Source organism: Azospirillum sp. TSO22-1, from assembly GCF_003116015.1.
Classification (GTDB): domain Bacteria; phylum Pseudomonadota; class Alphaproteobacteria; order Azospirillales; family Azospirillaceae; genus Azospirillum.
In genome coordinates, this window is record NZ_LGQZ01000107.1 from 90,659 (window position 1) to 107,426 (window position 16,768).

Sequence of the window (16,768 nt, forward strand, 5' to 3'; positions counted from 1 at the left end):
TGCTACCGGGGAAAGGTCGTCAGGCCGGGCGGCGGGGCGCCGCTGCGGATCCGCCGCAACGCCGCGGCCAGCGCGTCGACGTCCTCGAACGTGTTGTAGAAGGCCAGCGACGGCCGCACCGTGGCCTCCAGGCCGAAGCGCCGCAGGATCGGCTGGGCGCAGTGGTGCCCCGAGCGCACCGCGATGCCCTCGCGGTTGAGCGCCTTGCCGACCTCCTCCGGCGCCATCCCGTCGAGCACGAAGGACAGCACGCCGGCCTTCTCCGCCGCAGTGCCGATCAGGCGCAGCCCGCCGATCTCCCGCAGCAGGCGGGTGCCGTGCTCCAGCAGGGCGTGCTCGTGGCGGGCGACGTTCTCCATGCCGACGCGGTCCAGGTAGTCGACCGCCGCCCCCAGGCCGACGGCGTCGGCGATGTTGCCGGTGCCCGCCTCGAAGCGCGCCGGGGCGCCGTGGTACTCGGTCTTCTCGAAGGTGACGTCGCGGATCATGTTGCCGCCGCCCTGCCAGGGCGGCATGGCGTCGAGCACCGCCTTGCGGCCGTACAGCACGCCGATGCCGGTCGGCCCGAACATCTTGTGCCCCGACAGCGCGTACCAGTCGGCGCCCAAGTCCTGCACGTCGACCCGCATGTGCGACACCGCCTGGGCGCCGTCCACCAGCACGTGGGCGCCGTGCCGGCGCGCCATCTCCACCATGGCCTTGGCCGGGGTGACGGTGCCGAGCGCGTTGGACACCTGGGTGAAGGCGACCAGCCGGGTGCGCGGGTTCAGCAGCCGCTCGTACTCCTCCAGCAGCACTTGGCCGCGGTCGTCCACCGGGACGACGCGCAGGCGCGCTCCGGTCAGCGCCGCCAGCTGCTGCCACGGCACGATGTTGGCGTGGTGCTCCAGCCAGGTGACGACGATCTCGTCGCCCTCGCGCAGGTTCTTCGGCCCCCAGCTCTTGGCGACGAGGTTGATCGCCTCGGTGGCGCCGCGCACGAAGACGATCTCGTCCGGCGAGGCGGCGTTGAGGAAGCGCCGCACCTTGTCGCGCGCCGCCTCGTAGGCGTCGGTGGCGCGCGCCGCCATCTCGTGAGCGGCGCGGTGGATGTTGGAGTTCTCGTGCGCGTAGAAGTGCGCCAGCCGGTCGATCACCGCCTGCGGCTTCTGTGTGGTGGCGGCGTTGTCCAGCCAGATCAGCGGCCGGCCGTTGACCGTCTCGCCCAGGATCGGGAAATCGCGCCGGTAGAGGTGCGCGTCGAACGGCGGGTGTGCCACGGTCGCCGCCGGCACCGGCGGCACGGCGGCCCCGGGCCGCGGCGGCCCCGCCCCGTCGAGGACGTAGAGCGGCCCGCCGGCCGCCGCCGCGGGCGGCAGCGCCGGCCCGGCCGGTAGCCGTGGCGCCAGCAGCGCCACCAGCTCCGCCGTGCCGGGCAGCGTGGCGCCGAGCGACGGCACGCCGGGCAGCGGCGAGTCCGGAAGCGGCGCGCCGAAGCCGCCGGCCGGCAGCTCGTGCGACGGCATGGAGTGCGATGGCGTGGGGAGGGCTGACGGGGCGAGCCAGGGCGGCGCGCCGGCCGCGCCGCCCGGCAGCGCCGCGAACAGCTCGTTCGCCAGCCGGGTCAGCGACTGTTCGTCCGTCGGACCACCGGGGAAGGCCGGCGGTCCGGCGTGGGGCAGACCCGCCGCAGGATGTGGCGGCGCCCCCGTCCGATCAAGCGTAGACATCGCTGTAGGCATGGTACTTGGTGACGTCCACGCCCTCCAGCACGCCCAGCGCGTCGTCGGTCAGCACCGCCAGCGAGCAGTAGAGCGACACCAGGTAGGACGCGATGGCCTTGTGGTTGATGCCCATGAAGCGCACCGACAGCCCCAGGCCCTGCTGGCCGGGCAGGTTCGGCTGGTAGAGGCCGACCACGCCCTGGCGGGCCTGGCCGGTGCGCAGCAGCAGGATGTTGCTCTTGCCGTTCTCGATGCGCACCTTGTCGGAGGGGACCAGCGGCAACCCGCGCCACGTCAGGAACGAGGCGCCGAACATGGTGATGGTGGGCGGCGGCACGCCGCGCCGGGTGCACTCGCGGCCGAAGGCGGCGATGGCGGCGGGATGTGCCAGGAAGAACGCCGGCTCCTTCCACACGCGGGAGATCAGCTCGTCCAGGTCGTCGGGAGTCGGCGCGCCGGTGCGCGGTGCGACGCGCATGCCCGGAGCGACGTTGCTAAGCAGGCCGTATTCGGGGTTGTTGATCAGCTCGCTTTCCTGGCGCTCCTTGATGACCTCGATGGTCAGGCGGAGCTGCTCGGCGATCTGGTCGTGCGGCACGCTGTACAGGTCGGACACCCGGGTGTGGATATCGACCACGGTGTTGACCGCGCTCAGCATGTATTCGCGCGGGTTCTCGACGTAATCGACGAAGGTCTGCGGCAGGTCGCGCTCGTCGCGGTTCGAGCACTCGACGGCGACGGCGCCTTCGTCCTTGACGCGGTTGAGCCGGAAGATGCCGGCTTCGACGGGAGCCCATTGGAGGCAGTGGACCAGCCAGCGCGGCGTGATGCGCCCCATCTGCGGGGCGGTCTTGGTGGCGTTGGCAAGTTGCCGGGCGGCGATGTCGCCGAGCGCCGTGGGTGTTGCTGTATCGTCGGCCATTGGGGAGCACACCTTGTTGCTGGAGGCGGCGCGCGGGAGGACTGCGCCGCGTCACGGGACGCCCGATCGCGATGCCGGGTGTTCAGGGAAGTGTCGTCGCCGAAGACTTCGGCTTCCGGATGCCCGCATGATTGGCGCGCCGCCGGTGCGGCGCAACCGCAAACAGCGCAGAGATTTCCGTTTCGTCCGTCACACGAGACAAGTCTCCAAGATATCGGATCCGGCAGCCCCGCCCGCCCATCTTCTCGACACGAACGTCCGTATACTCGAATTCTCTAGTGCCAATGCATGGTTTTATTGAAAGACGCTGATCCGCACACGAAACATCCGCACCACGGTCCTTATCCACCGGTTCCGGATACGCCGTCGGCAGCCGGCGCCGGTTTTCCTCAGAGCACCAGCCGCAGCGCCTCGGTCAGAACGGCGCGCAGGCGGGCCACCGTCGGCGTGCGGCTGGCCGGCGACAGGTGAAGCTCGAGCGCCACGCTGGGCAGGGACGGCAGGGCCAGCCGCGGGTCGAGCGGCGCCAGCGTGTCCGGCAGCCCGAGCGGCGTGCGGACGGTGACGCCGAGGCCGGCCTCCACCGCCGCCCACAGCCCGGCGAGGCTGGGGCTGGTGAAGGTGTTCCGCCACGCCCGGCCGCTCTGGTCCAGGCGCGCCGTGCCGTGCCTGCGGAACGGACAGGGCCCGTCCAGCAGGGCGAGCGGCAGCGGGGCCGCCGGGTCCGGCCGGTAGCCGCGCGGGCCGATCCACACCAGCGGCAGGCGGGCAACCAGCGCCTGGCCGTTCTCCGCCCCGTCGATGTCGCCGAACACCAGCGCCAGGTCCAGGCCGCCGCGCGCGATGTGGTCGCGCAGGTCGCGCCCGACCTGCGCCTCGAACCGGACCCTGGGGTGGGCGCGGTGGAAAGCGCCCAGCACGCCGGGCAACCAGCGGTCGGCGAGATCCTCGGGAAAGCCGATGCGCACGGTGCCGTCCATGGCGCCGCCGCGCGCCACCGACAGCGCCTCATCGTTCAGCGCGATGATCCGCCGGGCGTAGTCGAGGAGCGTGTCGCCGATCTCGGTCAGCGTCACGCCCCGCCCGTTCTTGCGGAACAGCGGAAGCCCGACCTGGTCCTCCAGCTTCTTCATCTGGAGGCTGATCGCCGACTGGCTGCGGCCAAGCCGCTCCGCCGCCCGCCCGAAGCCGCCCAGCTCGGTGGCGATCACCAGCGCGCGCAGAACATCCATGTCGAGGTTGGTCGGCGCCATGCGATCGGCCGCTACCCGTGCTCTCTCACCATGTGGCGGCCAGCCCCAGCAGTTCCAGCAGGTGGCGGCGCAGCTCGACCAGCCGCGGGTCGCCGCGGTGGCGCGGATAGGGACGGTCCACCGTCACGTCGGCCTTGATGCGGGCCGGCCGCTCGCTGAACACGATGACCCGCGTCGCCAGGAACAGCGCCTCCTCCACGTCGTGGGTGACCAGCAGCGCGGTGTAGCCGGCCGTGTGCCACAGCCGCACCAGCTCCGACTGCATGGCCAGCCGCGTCATGGAATCGAGCTTGCCGAGCGGCTCGTCGAGGATCAGCAGGCGCGGGTCGTTGACCAGCGCGCGGGCCAGCGCCACGCGTTGCGCCATGCCGCCCGACAACTGCTGCGGCAGCGCCTTGTCGAAGCCCGACAGGCCGACGAGGCGCAGCGCCTCGTCCACCCGGCCCCGGTGCGTCTTCAAGAGGCCGCGCGCCTCCAGCCCGAGCGCCACGTTGTCCCACACCGTGAGCCAGGGGTAGAGCGTCGGGTCCTGGAAGACCACCACGCGCGACGGATCCGGGCCGGCGATCGGCGCGCCGTCGGCCAGCAACTCGCCAGCGCGCGGCGGCTCCAGCCCCGCCACCAGACGCAGCAGCGTCGACTTGCCGCAGCCCGAGGGGCCGAGCAGCGCCACGAACTCACCGGGGGTGACGCGGAAGTCCACCTCCTCCAGCACCGGCAGGTCCTCGCCGTGCAGCTCGAAGTGATGGCTCACCGTGCGGACGGCCAGTTCCATGCCGGGGGCGAGGTCCGCCTCCCGGTCGATCCTGCGGGCAAGGACTACCATCGGACCAACCCCTTCTGCCAGGCGAGCAGGCGGTCGCGCGCCAGGAACAGCAGCAGCACGAGGCCCGAGCAGACCAGCGCCATCACCACCAGCGCCGCGTACATGTTGGCGTAGGCGGCCCAGCCCTGCGCCCACTGCAGGTACCAGCCCAGGCCCGACTTGACGCCCAGCATCTCGGCGACCACCAGCACCGCGAAGGAGGAGCACAGGCCCATGAACAGGCCGACGAAGACATGCGGCATCGCCGCCGGGATGGCGACCTTGCGCACCAGGAAGCGCTGGTTGGCGCCCAGCGTGCGGGCGATGTCGTAATACGCGCTGTTCACCGCCGACACCCCCGACCACGTCAGCACCGCCACCGGCGTGCCGGAGGCGAGCGCGATCAGGAAGACGCTGGCGCTCCAGCTCGACGGGAAGGCGAAGAAGGCGACGGGCAGCCAGGCGGTCGCCGGCATCGGCCCGATCAGGCGCAGCACCGGGTGCCCCCAGTAGGCCGCGGTCCGCGACCAGCCGAGCGCCACGCCGACCAGGAAGCCGGTGAACGCCCCCACCAGATAGCCGGTGACCAGCAGGCCCACGGAATTGACCGTGCAGTCGATGAGCCGCGCCCAGTCGTCGATGTACGCCTCCAGCAGCGCCTGCGGCGGCGCGAAGAAGGGCAGCGGCAGCCACATCAGCTTGGCGGTCAGCGCCTGCCACAGCGCCGCCAGTCCGGCGAGCGCGATCAACCACGGCGCCGCCGGGCGCAGCCGCGCGACGGCGCCACCGAGGTACGGCCCGGCCACCGCGGCGACGATGAAGGCGGCGCCCAGCACGGCCTGCAGCACCGCCAGCGTGCCGGTGTGGACCCACTCCTCCAAGTCGGGCCAGAGCAGGGTCAGGGCCGCCGTCGCCTCCCAGGCGACGCCCGCCGCGAGCACCCCCGGCCACAGGGACAGCGCCTCGAAGAGGACGGCGGGGCGGACCTCACTGCGCGTCGACGCGACACTCATCGCCACCTCCGCGCGACCGGGACGCCGCTGCCGGGAAACCCGGGCACGCCGGCATGGGCGGCGGCGGTAACCCACGCCGCCCGCACCCGCCGCCGCCCATCCTCCGACGGTTGCAGCCTCCACGATTGTCGCGCTGGCCCGCTTGGCGGCCGACCTGTTGGTCGGCCCATTGGTTGGAATGCTTGCATGATCGCCTGTCCCCTTTCCGGTGCAGCCGCGCCTCGGTCAACGCCGCCGAATCAAAGTCTATTTTAAAACTAGGAAACAGCACATACAACATGTCTGACAAGTTAGAAAAACTCATATAGCAATTTTTTAGTGTCTTATATACCCACCTTCCGATTGTGGTTATAGCTCTATAAACTTGATTATTGTGTTGAATTAACTTTAAAAACACCAATAAGTCTACTGCTGCAATTGACAAATATCCCCCTCGAAGCCTCCATTTTCGCTGTCGCATAGGCGAAACAGCCGAGAACGGCGCTCCCGGACATCGGCGCCGGAGCGAGTTCCACACCCACCGAGAGGAGATCAGACGATGGCGGATTCCGATCACGATCACAGCCGGAGCCGGCGACGCGGCCCCTCCCGCCGCGCCCTTCTGGAGATGGCTGGCGCGTTCGGGGCCGCCGCGACCCTCGGCAGCGCGTCCGCCTACGGCCTGACCAATTTCGGCGGCGGCGCGGCCGGCGCCCTCTCGAAGGCCGGCGACGTCTGCCTGGCGGCCTTCCAGGGCAACGCGCCGGCCCTGTCGGGGCCGCCAGTCAAGGTCCGTTTCGCCTACAACGGCACCGGCATCTGCTCGGCGTCGGTGCCGGTGGCTCTGCACCGCGGCTATTTCAAGAAGCACAACCTCGACGTCGAGTTCGTGGCGCTGGCCGGCAACACCGACCAGATGCTGCAGGCGCTGGCGACCGAGAAGGCCGAGGTCGGCATCAGCATGCTGCTGAGCTGGCTGAAGCCGCTGGAAAGCGGCTTCGACGTCAAGCTGACAGCGGGGATCCACGGCGGCTGCGTGCGCCTGCTGGCGAACCCGCAGACCGGCATCACCGACATCACCAAGCTGCGCGGCAAGACCATCGGCGTCTCCAGCCTGGCCGGCTCGCCGCGGCACTTCTTCTCGGTGCTGCTGGCCAAGCACGGCATCAACCCGGACAGCGAGGTGCACTGGCGCGAGTTCCCGGCCGACCTGCTGGGCACGGCGGTGCAGCGCGGCGAGATCCAGGCGCTGGCAGACAGCGACCCCACGGTGTGGCTGACCCGCCAGCGCTCGAACGGCGAGCTGGTGGAGATCTCCTCCAACCTCGTCGACGACTACGCCGCCCTGTCGTGCTGCACGCTGGGCATCGCCGGCCCTTACCTGCGCAAGAACCCGGCGGTGGGAGCGGCGCTGACCCGCGCCGTCCTGGAGGCGGGCGCCCATGTGCACGCCAACCCGGACGACGCGGCGGCGGTCTTCGGTCCCTACACGCCGAAGGTGCCGGTGGCCGACCTGGCCGCCATGCTGCGTTCGCACACGCACGGCCATTCGCCGACCGGCGCCGACCTGCGCAACGAGGTGGTGAAGATCGTCGGCGACCTGAAGCAGGCCAACATCGTCAAGCCGACCACCGATCCCGGCCGCTTCGCCGCCAAGGTCGTGGTCGACCTGAGCTGAGCCGCGCCCCGCCCCGCCCTCGTCCCCACTCACGGATTCCCACGCGCATGAAGATCAGCGACATCGTCAAGGCCGACCCGGCCAGGGTCGTTCCCGCCGCCCCGGTGGTCGGCTTCGATATCGGCTCCCGCGGCTCGAAGGGGGTGCTGGTCACCCCCGACGAGATCCACACCGTCTTCATTCCCACCGGCCTCTACATGCAGGAGACCGCCGACGAGCTTCTGTCCCTGCTGCTCAAGCGGGCGAAGCTGAAGCGCCACAACCTCGGCTTCATCGTCGGCACCGGCTACGGCCGCATCTCGCTGAAGTACGAGGACATCCCCTACCAGGTGGTGACCGAGATCAGCTGCCACGCCATGGGAGCGCACGTCGTCAACCCGGCGACCCGCACCATCATCGACATCGGTGGCCAGGATTCGAAGGCGATCAAGGTCGATCCGGCCACCGGCAAGGTGGTCGAGTTCGTCATGAACGACAAATGCGCCGCCGGCACCGGCCGCTTCCTGGAAAAGGCGGCGAACCTGCTCGGCATCGGCCTGGACGAGCTGGGCGGGGTGGCGCTCCAGGCCAAGGAGCCGGCCCAGGTGTCGAGCCAGTGCGTCGTCTTCGCCGAATCCGAGGTGGTCAGCCTGCGCGCCCGCGGCGACCGCGTCGGCGACGAGGAGGCGCGCGCCAACATCGCCGCCGGCATCCACTACGCCTCGGCGCGGCGGGTCAAGACGCTGCTCGGCCGCGTCGGGCTGGAGCCCGACCTGGTGTTCACCGGCGGCGTGGCCAACAACGCCGGCATGTGGCACGCGCTGGAGGACCTCATCGGCTCGCCGTTCGCGCCGAGCCCCGCGGGCTTCGACATGATCTTCGCCGGGGCGCTCGGGGCGGCGGTCTACGCCGGCCGCCACCACGCGCTCAGCCGCCCGGCCAAGCCGGCCAAGGCCAAGGCGAAGACGACACCCAAGCCGCCGGTCGAGCTGGAGACGGCCAAGATCGAGACGATCGTCGCCGAGGCGCCGCGCCTGCCGCACCGCCCGGCCTGCCACACGCCCGGCCGCGCCGAGGCGCCGGCCTGCGGCGTCGCCGGCTTCGCCGACTGAGCCCGAGGGAGGACCCGACCATGGCCACGCACGCCGCCCACCACGCGCCCCGCAAGGCGCCGCCCTCGATCAGTCCCGACCTGATGCCCATCCACGCCCTGATCGAGGCCGAGCAGGAGGCCTTCATCAAGGAGGAGGACGGGCTGAAGCGGGCGGGCTATTTCTGCTCCTACACGCCGCCGGAGCTGCTGAACGCCGCCGGGCTGCGCCACGCCCGCCTGTTCAAGGCGGGCACGCCGGCCATCGTCTCGAACGGGGAGCGCTACACCCAGAGCGTCTTCTGCGACTTCTCCAAGAGCTGCATCGGCGGCTTCGACAAGGACGCAGGCGACCCGTTCTACCTGGCGGTGGACAAGCTCTACAACTTCCACACCTGCGCCTCGATGAAGCGGGCGACCGAGGTGCTGGACAGCATGGTGCCGACCACCATGCTGAACCTGCCGCGGCTGCGCGGTGAGGAGTCGTCGCGCGCCTTCTTCCGCGACGAGATCGCGCATTTCCGGGACGACGTCGCCGACCTCGCCGGCCGGCCGGTCACCGAGGACGACGTGCGCGAGCAGATCGTGCTGTTCAACAAGGCGCGCCGCCTCATCCGCAAGTTCTCCGACCTGCGCAAGCGGCCGAAGCCGCCGCTCTCCGGGCGCGACTTCCTGGAGCTGGTGCGCGGCTTCTACTACCTGAAGCCGGACGCGCTGCTCGCCGCCTACGAGCCGCTGTACCGCAAGCTCAGCCGCTCGCGCGGCAAGGGCGACGGCCGTCCCCGCCTGATGATCTCGGGCAGCGAGATGGCCGACGGCGACCGCCGCCTGGTCGAGCTGATCGAGGAGGACATCGGCGCCCACATCGTGGCCGAGGACCACTGCACCGGCCTGCGCCCGTTCACCTACACGGTGTGCGAGACCGGCGACCCGTTCCGCGCGCTGGCCGACGGCTACCTCGACCAGGCGCCGTGCGCCCGCATGAAGCCGATCGAGGACCCGCTCGACTTCTCCGGCCAACTTGCCCAGGAGTACGCGGTGGACGGGGTGGTCTACGTCTACCTCAAGTTCTGCGCCTGCTACGGCGCCACGCGCAGCGCCTTCATCGGCCGCTTCCAGGAACTCGGCATCCCGGTGCTGGAGATCTCCAGCGACTACTCGCACAGCGACATCGGCCAGCTCAAGACGCGCGTCGAGGCCTTCATCGAGGTGCTCAACGAGAAGCGGTTCGACCGCCTGCTGGCGGCGCGCGCCGCCGAGGCCGAAGCAGCCGCCGATTGACTGCGCGCCACCACACACCAGAGGAAAGGGAACACGACGCCATGGGCATTGTGCGGACACAGGACAAGCACCTCCTCGACCCCGCCGTCCGGCCGCGGGGCTTCGGGCGGGAGACCTCGGAGGGGCTGCGCATCCTCGACGAGCTGGCTGCCGGCTACACCTTCGACGCGCTGGAGAAGCTGGCGGCCGACGGGCAGTCGGTGATCTGGGGCGGGCAGAACTGGGATTCGCCGCTGGTCTACGCCTGCGACACCATCCCGGTGTCCTTCGAGCAGCTCTGGGCCGAGGAGAGCCGCGCCAGCGAAGCCATCGCCGAGGACCTGTTCCAGGTGCCGTCGGAGTTCTGCTCCATGGCCAAGGCGATGCTGGGCCGGCTGCACGTCGGCCGCGCCAAGTCGGTCAAGCGCATCCTGCACTTCGGCTCCGGCTGCGAGCCGATCCACTCGATCCTCGAGCTGACCAAGCGCGACGGCTACGATGTGCAGACCATCGACACCGTCTCCGCCTTCAAGGCCCAGGACAAGCGCGACCACGCCATCCGCTTTCTGGTCACGGAACTGGAGCGTATCGCCGTCTGGCTGACCGGCAAGCCGGTGGACCACGACCGCGTGGCCGAGCAGATCCACCTGAAGAACACCGCGCTGCGCAAGGTGCACCGGGTGCTGGAGCTGCGCTCGCGCCATCCCTTCTACATCGCCGGCGAACAGACCAAGCGGATCTTCGTCGGTTCGCTGCACCAGTTCGGCAAGCCGCAGCGCTTCATCCAGGCGATGGACCTGCTGATCGAGGAGCTGGAAGCGATCGACGCGCTGGGGCCGGAGCCGCTGACCTACATCCCCATCGTGCTGGCCGGCTCGGTCGGCAACGTCAAGCTGTTCGAGGCCATCGAGGAATCGAACGCCGGCATCGTCGGCTGGGTCTATTTCGGCTCGCACCCCTATCGCGAGGATGTGCCGCCGCTGGAGGCCCTGGCCCACTTCGTGCTCGACGCGCAGAGCCGCGGCGACCTCGGCGAAGGCGTCGGTTCCTCGGTGGCTTACCGCCGCAACCTGGTGGAGGAGGAGGTGCGCAAGACCGGGGCGCGGGGGGTCATCTCCTCCTCGGTCACCGGCTGCCCCTACGCCAGCCTGATGCAGCAGCTGGAGCGCGACCACTTCAAGAAGGTCGGCATCCCCATCGTCACCCTGGAGACCGACGTGCACAAGGAGCCCCCCACCGAGGAGCAGATCACGCGCGTCAAGGCCTTCATCGAGATGCTGGCGTAGAGGGCCGCTGCGCCGGCCGGCGGGGCGGGTCGGAGGGTGATTCCCCGCCCGCCCCGCTTCGCGTTCTTCCCGATCCCCACCGCCCGATCCCCACCGAAAGCTCCCGCCCGTGTACCGCATCCCCGACGCCGAGATCGACCGCCTGCTCGGCGACGACGCCCCCTACGGCGACCTGACCACGCACACGCTGGGCATCGGCGCCGCTGCCGGCAGCATGGTGTTCACCGCCCGCGCTCCGCTCGTCGCCGGCGCCACCGAGGAGGCGGCTCGCATCGTCGAGCGCGCCGGCGGGCGGATCGACCGGCTGCGCCCCAGCGGCTCCGCCGTCGTGGCTGGCGAGGTGCTGCTGGCGGCGCACGGGACGGCGGCGGCGCTGCTGGTCTCCTGGAAGGTGGCGCAGACGCTGGTCGAGTACGCCTCGGGCATCGCCACCGCGGCCCGGCGGATCGTCGACGCGGCGCGCGCCGTCAACCCGGCGGTGATGGTCGCCTGCACCCGCAAGAACTTCCCCGGCACCAAGGCGCTGGCGGTAAGGGCGGTGTTGGCCGGCGGAGCGTCGCTGCACCGGCTCGGCCTGTCCGAGACCGTGCTGCTGTTTCCCGAGCACCGCGCCTTCCTGCCCGGCGGCTCGCTGGCCCTCGGCGTCGGGCGGCTCAAGGCCGCCAACCCCGAGCGCACCATCGTGGTCGAGGTCAACACCCTAGCCGAGGCGCTCGCCGCGGCTGAGGCCGGCGCCGATGTGATCCAGTTGGAGAAGTTCGCGCCCGCCGCGGTGGCGGAGGCGGTGCGCGCCCTGTCCGACGCTCCGGTGAAGGTCGCGGCGGCGGGCGGCGTCAACGCCGGCAACGCCGCCGAATACGCTGCGACCGGCGCCCACGTGCTGGTGACCTCGGCGCCCTACGCGGCCCCGCCACAGGACGTCAAGGTGGCGATCGGCCCGGAGGGCGCCGCCCTCGGCTGAGGCGGTTCCGGCCGCCCGCCGGATTTGCCCACTTCATGCTCGTTTTATATTGGCGAAATATCTATAAAATAAGTAGTGATATAGTACCCCCGGTGGGCGCGCCGCCTGTCCGCGCCCCGGCCTTCCACGAACCCGAGGACCAGAATGTCGGACACCTCCGCCGAGCCGCAGCTCACCTGCTCCGACTGCGCGCAGCTCAACTGCAACCGCCGGGAAACCCGGTTTCCCACCTTTTGCCTGACCGAAAGCGTCGATCCCGGGCAGCTGGAAAACGCGGTCGACCTCTACCGGGGGGACGGCCTAGACGCCCGCATCGCGCGCGCCGCCGCCGAGGTCGAGGGGCTGTACTACGGCAAGCTGACGCGGGTCGAGGAGACCGTCGCCTTCGCCCGCCGCATCGGCGCCCGGAAGATCGGCATCGCCAGCTGCGTCGGCCTGATCAACGAGACCAAGGTCTTCGCCCAGGTGCTGAAGCTGGCCGGGCTGGAGCCCTTCACGGTGGCCTGCAAGATCGGCTCGACCGACAAGAACGAGATCGGCATCCCGGACGAGCTGAAGATCCGCCGCGGCGGCTTCGAGGCGATGTGCAACCCGGCCCTCCAGGCCACGCTGATGAACGAGGAGAAGACCGACCTGAACGTCATCGTCGGCCTGTGCGCCGGCCACGATTCGCTGTTCATCCGCCATTCCGAGGCGCCGGTGACGGTGCTGATCGTCAAGGACCGCGTGCTCTGCCACAACCCGGTGGCGGCGCTCCACACGGTCAAGTCCTACACCAGCCGCCTGCTCGACAAGGCCCACATCGACAGCCTCTAGCGCCGCCGCTCCGGGTTCAGGCGGCGCTCCAGCCACAGGCCGTAGTGCGAGGCGGCGGCGCACACCACGAAGTAGACGGCGGCGACGAAGCTGTACGCCTCGTCGTGGAAGCCCAGCCATTCGCTGTCGAGCGTCGCCGCCCGCGTCGTGTTGAGCAGGTCGAAGACGCCGATCACCGCCACCAGGCTGGTGTCCTGGAAGAAGCCGATGGCGATGGTGACCAGCGACGGGATCGCCATCTTCAGCCCCTGCGGCAGCACGACGAGGAGCAGCACCAGGGTCGGCCGCAGGCCCAGCGACAGCGCCGCCTCGGCCTGCCCGCGCGGCACCGCCTGGAGGGCGGCGCGCACCGCCTCGGCAATGTAGGCGGCGGCGAACAGCGTCATCCCGGCGCCGGCGCGCAGCAGTTTGTCGACGCTGATGCCGCCCGGCAGCATCAGCGGGAACACCAGCGAGGCGACGTAGAGGATGACGATCAGCGGCAGACCGCGCACCGTCTCGATGACCACCGTCGCCAGCAGCCGCGGCGTGCGCCGCCGCGACCGCCGCGCCAGCGCCAGCGCGACGCCGAGCGGAAAGCCCGCCACCAGCCCGCCGGCGGTCAGCAGCAGGGTCAGCGGCAGCCCGCCCCACAGCCGCGAGGCCACCGGCTCCAGCCCTCCCCCGCCGCCCAGCAGCCACAGGGTGGCGGCCAGCCCCGCCGCCCAGGCGCCGAGCAGCCAGGGCCGCCACAGCCGCGGGTGGGCGCTGAGCAGCACCAGCCCGCCGAGCAGCCCGGCCGCGGCGACGGCCCGCCACGCCGCGGCCGGCGGATAGAGCCCGACCAGGATGAATCGCAGCTTGGCGGCGATGAAGGCCCAGCAGGCGCCCGCGGCGCCGCGGCAGGCCGACGGCGGACCGCTCCACACCGCGTCGAGCACGGCCCAGCGCAGCAGCGGCGGCAGCGCCAGCGCCAGCAGGCCGAGCGCCGCCGCCGTCAGCGCCGCGTTCAGCGGCGTGCCGACGCAGCGGCGCAGCCACGCCCGCCCGCCGCCCAGATGGGCCAGGCGGACCGCCGTCACCGCTCGCCCCGCCGCAGCAGGCGGGCGTTGTAGGCGTTCAGCGCGCTTGAAGTGGCGAGGTTGAGCGCCAGGAACAGGCCGGCCAGCAGCGCCATCACCTCGATCTCCTGCCCGGTTTGGCTGCCGATGGTGCCGAGCACGCTCACCACGTCGGGAAAGCCGATGGCGACGGCGAGGCTCGACCCCTTGGTCAGGTTGAGGGCGGTGGAGGCGAGCAACGGCACCATGGCCCGCAACGCCTGCGGCAGCACCACCAGATGCAGCGTCCGCGCCCGCGTCAGGCCCAGCGCCTGCGCCGCCTCCCACTGGCCGGCCGGCACGCCGAGCACGGCGCCGCGCACGATCTCCGACACGCCGGCGGCGTGGTGCAGCACCAGCCCGGCCAGCAGCGCGGTGAACTCCGGCGACACGGTGGCGCCGCCGACGAAGTTGAAGCCCTTCAGCCGCGGCACCCGCCACTCTGGCGGGGCGAGCGCCAGGGCCGCGGCGAACCCGGCCGCCGCCAGCAGCCGGGCCGGGGTGACCAGCCGCGCCGGCAGCACCCGCCGCCCGGCCAGCAGCAGGACGAGCAGCAGGCCGCCGGCCCACAGCGGCGCCGCGCCCGGCACCGGGTAGGGCAGGACCAGCCCGCGGTTGGACAGGAAGACGCCGGGCAGCGGCTCGGCGGCGGCGCGCACCGGCGGCAGGGCGTGGATGACCGCGCTCCAGAACAGCAACTGCAGCAGCAGCGGCGTGTTGCGCATCAGCTCGACGTAGGCGCGCACCAGCGCCTCGACGATGGGGTTGTCCGACAGCCGCAGCGCCCCCAGCAGAAAGCCGAGCACGCCGGCCAGCACACAGCCCAGCACCGCCACCGCCACCGTGTTGAGCAGGCCGGCGAGGATGGCGCGGGCGTAGCTGTGCGCCGGCTCGAAGGCCAACAGCGTGTCGTCGAGGGCGAACCCCGCCGGCCGGCCGAGGAAGCCGAAGCCGAGCGCGATCCCCTGGCGGTCGAGGTTGTCCAGCGTGTTGCGGGCGAGCCACCAGACGAGCGCCGCCATGCACAGGAAGCCGACCGCCGAGACCAGCGGCTCCTGCGCTGCGCCGCCCGTCCGCCCCGTCGTCATGGCGCCCTGCGGCTCAACGGAACGGCGGGGAGACGATCAGGCCGCCGCGCTGCACCAACTCGTTCGGGCCGCGGGCGAACTTGAGCGGCGAGTCCTTGCCGTAGTTGCGCTCGAAGATCTCGCCGTAATTGCCAACCGCCTTGACGATGTTGTAGGCCCAGCGGGGATCGAGCCTGATCGCCTCGCCGATGCCGGGGTCGATGCCGAGGAAGCGGCGGACCGACGGGTCGGGGCTGCCGGCGAAGCCGTCCACGGTGTCCCTGGCGATCCCGAACTCCTCGGCCTGGATGGTCGCCCAGATCGTCCAGTTGACGATCTCCTGCCACTGATCATCGCCGAAGCGCACCGCGGGGGCGATCGGCTCCTTCGAGATGCGCTCGGGCAGCAAGACGTAGTCGTCCGGCTTGGGCAGTTGCGAGCGGGTGATGGCCAGCGCCGAGGCGTCCTGGGTCAGCACGTCGCAGCGGCCGGCGGTGAACGCCGCCAGGACCTCGCGGAACTCCTCGGCGACCACCGGCTTGTAGCTGATCTTGTTCAGCCGGAAGAAGTCGGTGACGTTCAGCTCGGTCGTGGTGCCGGGCATGGTGCAGACGGTGGCGCCGTCCAGCTCCGTCGCCTTCGCCACCTTCAGCGCCTTCGGCACAAGGAAGCCCTGGCCGTCGTGCAGGACGATCGGCCCGAAATGCAGGCCGAGCTGCAGGGCGCGGGTGACCGTCTGCGTCACGCCGGCGATCAGCACATCCACCTCGCCGGACTGGATGGCGGTGAAGCGCTGCTGGCGGGTGGTGGCGACGAACTCCACCTTGCGCGGGTCGTTGAACAGCGCCGCCGCGATGGCGCGGCAGAAGTCGGCGTTGAAGCCGCGCCACTCGCCGTTGGCGTCGGGCGCCGATCCGCCGGGCGAGTTGAGCACGCCGCACTTCACCGTGCTCCGCGCCTTCACCGCGTCGAGGGTCGGGCCGGCCTGGGCGGTGCCGGCGATCAGCGCCAGCGCGGCGGCGAACGGGGCGAGGAGACGGAGGGAAACGGGCTTGCGGTCGGGCATGGCGGATTCCGTCGGTGGCCGGGCTTGGGTGCGGTCGGGGCTCAGCTTCCGGACGAAGCGCGGGTCCTGTCAACCAGAATCATACTTTTAAAATAGACTATTGATGCTCTTGGACGGTGTTTGTATGTGTAATTAAGGCGAACCGTCTCCCATCCCACAGCCGAGGACCGATCATGGCCACCCGCGACGTCCCGCTCCCGACCGCCGAATCCGCAACCGCGCGCACCTGTGCCCGCGCCGTCGATGAGGCGCTGGGCGCCGCCAGGTCGGCCCTTGCCGGGCGAGTCGACCGGGACTCGCTGGACGAGGCCCTCGGCGCGCTGCGGGCGCTCGCCGCCAGGACGGAGCTGTGGCGGCCCGACGACTTCCCGGTGCCGGACGACGGCGGCCTGCAGGCCCGCTACCTGATCCGCGAGGACGCCGACCGCGGCTTCGCGCTCTACCTGAACGTCATGCTGCCGGGGAAGCACACCGGGGCGCACAACCACACCACCTGGGCCTGCATCGCCGCCGTCGAGGGGGTCGAGCACAACCATCTCTACCGCCGCACCGACGACGGCAGCCGCGAGGGTTTCGCCACGCTGGAGCTGGCGGAGACTCGGGCCATCGGGCCGGGAAACGGGATCGCCCTGCTGCCCGACGATATCCACGCGGTGGAGATCCGCGGCGAGGCGCCGATCCGCCACCTCCACCTCTACGGCCGCGCGCTGGAGACGCTGACGGAGCGCTTGCAATTCGACCTCGCGGCCGGCACCTGTGGGCGCAAGCCGATCGGTGTCGAGACCCGCCGCTGACCGAAGGACACGCCCGC

15 protein-coding genes are annotated in these 16,768 nt (G+C 71.0%); 7 read left to right on the forward strand and 8 right to left on the reverse strand.

Annotated elements, in window-relative coordinates:
- Positions 1–2 precede the first annotated feature (2 nt).
- The 5 genes from TSO221_RS25625 to TSO221_RS25645 all read right to left on the reverse strand — a co-directional run bounded on the left by TSO221_RS25625 (position 3) and on the right by TSO221_RS25645 (position 5,696).
- On the reverse strand, positions 3–1,709 hold the full coding sequence (locus TSO221_RS25625) for a family 2A encapsulin nanocompartment cargo protein cysteine desulfurase (protein WP_199229628.1): 1,707 nt from the start codon (positions 1,707–1,709) through the stop codon (positions 3–5).
- Complete coding sequence (locus tag TSO221_RS25630) at positions 1,696–2,625, reverse strand: family 2A encapsulin nanocompartment shell protein (protein ID WP_109121343.1); 930 nt, start codon at positions 2,623–2,625, stop codon at positions 1,696–1,698. The genes TSO221_RS25625 and TSO221_RS25630 overlap by 14 nt, the downstream gene beginning before the upstream one ends.
- Before the next feature lie 389 nt (positions 2,626–3,014).
- Positions 3,015–3,878, reverse strand: a complete 864-nt coding sequence (locus TSO221_RS25635) for a LysR substrate-binding domain-containing protein (RefSeq protein WP_109121344.1) — start codon at positions 3,876–3,878, stop codon at positions 3,015–3,017.
- Positions 3,879–3,903: 25 nt separating this feature from the next.
- Positions 3,904–4,653, reverse strand: coding sequence for an ABC transporter ATP-binding protein (locus tag TSO221_RS25640; RefSeq protein ID WP_199229637.1), 750 nt, complete (start codon positions 4,651–4,653; stop codon positions 3,904–3,906).
- Between the two features lie 44 nt (positions 4,654–4,697).
- Positions 4,698–5,696 carry an ABC transporter permease subunit gene (locus tag TSO221_RS25645; RefSeq protein ID WP_109121346.1) on the reverse strand — a complete coding sequence of 333 codons (999 nt, stop codon included), beginning with the start codon at positions 5,694–5,696 and terminating at the stop codon, positions 4,698–4,700.
- A gap of 538 nt (positions 5,697–6,234) precedes the next feature.
- On the opposite strand from TSO221_RS25645, the gene TSO221_RS25650 reads away from it, so the two are divergent.
- The 6 genes from TSO221_RS25650 (at position 6,235) to TSO221_RS25675 (ending at position 12,745) form a co-directional block, all read left to right on the forward strand.
- Entirely contained in the window at positions 6,235–7,353 is a 1,119-nt protein-coding gene (locus TSO221_RS25650) for an ABC transporter substrate-binding protein (RefSeq protein WP_109121347.1), read from the forward strand.
- A 47-nt stretch (positions 7,354–7,400) separates the two neighbouring features.
- The gene (locus TSO221_RS25655; RefSeq protein WP_109121348.1) at positions 7,401–8,444 is read left to right on the forward strand and encodes an acyl-CoA dehydratase activase; all 1,044 of its coding nucleotides are present in this window, start codon (positions 7,401–7,403) and stop codon (positions 8,442–8,444) included.
- Between the two features lie 20 nt (positions 8,445–8,464).
- Entirely contained in the window at positions 8,465–9,703 is a 1,239-nt protein-coding gene (locus TSO221_RS25660; protein ID WP_109121349.1) for a 2-hydroxyacyl-CoA dehydratase family protein, read from the forward strand.
- Positions 9,704–9,744: 41 nt separating this feature from the next.
- Positions 9,745–10,968, forward strand: a complete 1,224-nt coding sequence (locus TSO221_RS25665; protein WP_109121350.1) for a 2-hydroxyacyl-CoA dehydratase family protein — start codon at positions 9,745–9,747, stop codon at positions 10,966–10,968.
- Between the two features lie 109 nt (positions 10,969–11,077).
- The gene (modD, locus tag TSO221_RS25670) at positions 11,078–11,929 is read left to right on the forward strand and encodes a ModD protein (RefSeq protein WP_109121351.1); all 852 of its coding nucleotides are present in this window, start codon (positions 11,078–11,080) and stop codon (positions 11,927–11,929) included.
- Positions 11,930–12,073: 144 nt separating this feature from the next.
- Entirely contained in the window at positions 12,074–12,745 is a 672-nt protein-coding gene (locus tag TSO221_RS25675; protein WP_109121352.1) for a DUF1847 domain-containing protein, read from the forward strand.
- On the opposite strand, the gene TSO221_RS25680 is transcribed toward TSO221_RS25675, so the two are convergent.
- Genes TSO221_RS25680 through TSO221_RS25690 form a run of 3 tightly spaced genes read right to left on the reverse strand, consistent with a single transcriptional unit; the run spans position 12,742 to position 15,957 of the window.
- On the reverse strand, positions 12,742–13,806 hold the full coding sequence (locus tag TSO221_RS25680; RefSeq protein ID WP_199229629.1) for an amino acid ABC transporter permease: 1,065 nt from the start codon (positions 13,804–13,806) through the stop codon (positions 12,742–12,744). The genes TSO221_RS25675 and TSO221_RS25680 overlap by 4 nt on opposite strands.
- Complete coding sequence (locus TSO221_RS25685) at positions 13,803–14,912, reverse strand: ABC transporter permease subunit (RefSeq protein WP_109121353.1); 1,110 nt, start codon at positions 14,910–14,912, stop codon at positions 13,803–13,805. Before TSO221_RS25685 ends, TSO221_RS25680 begins: the two co-directional genes overlap by 4 nt.
- A 13-nt stretch (positions 14,913–14,925) precedes the next feature.
- The gene (locus TSO221_RS25690; RefSeq protein WP_109121354.1) at positions 14,926–15,957 is read right to left on the reverse strand and encodes an amino acid ABC transporter substrate-binding protein; all 1,032 of its coding nucleotides are present in this window, start codon (positions 15,955–15,957) and stop codon (positions 14,926–14,928) included.
- A 173-nt stretch (positions 15,958–16,130) separates the two neighbouring features.
- On the opposite strand from TSO221_RS25690, the gene TSO221_RS25695 reads away from it, so the two are divergent.
- Positions 16,131–16,751 (forward strand): cysteine dioxygenase family protein, encoded by a 621-nt coding sequence (locus TSO221_RS25695; RefSeq protein WP_199229630.1) that lies wholly within the window; start codon positions 16,131–16,133, stop codon positions 16,749–16,751.
- Positions 16,752–16,768 lie beyond the last annotated feature (17 nt).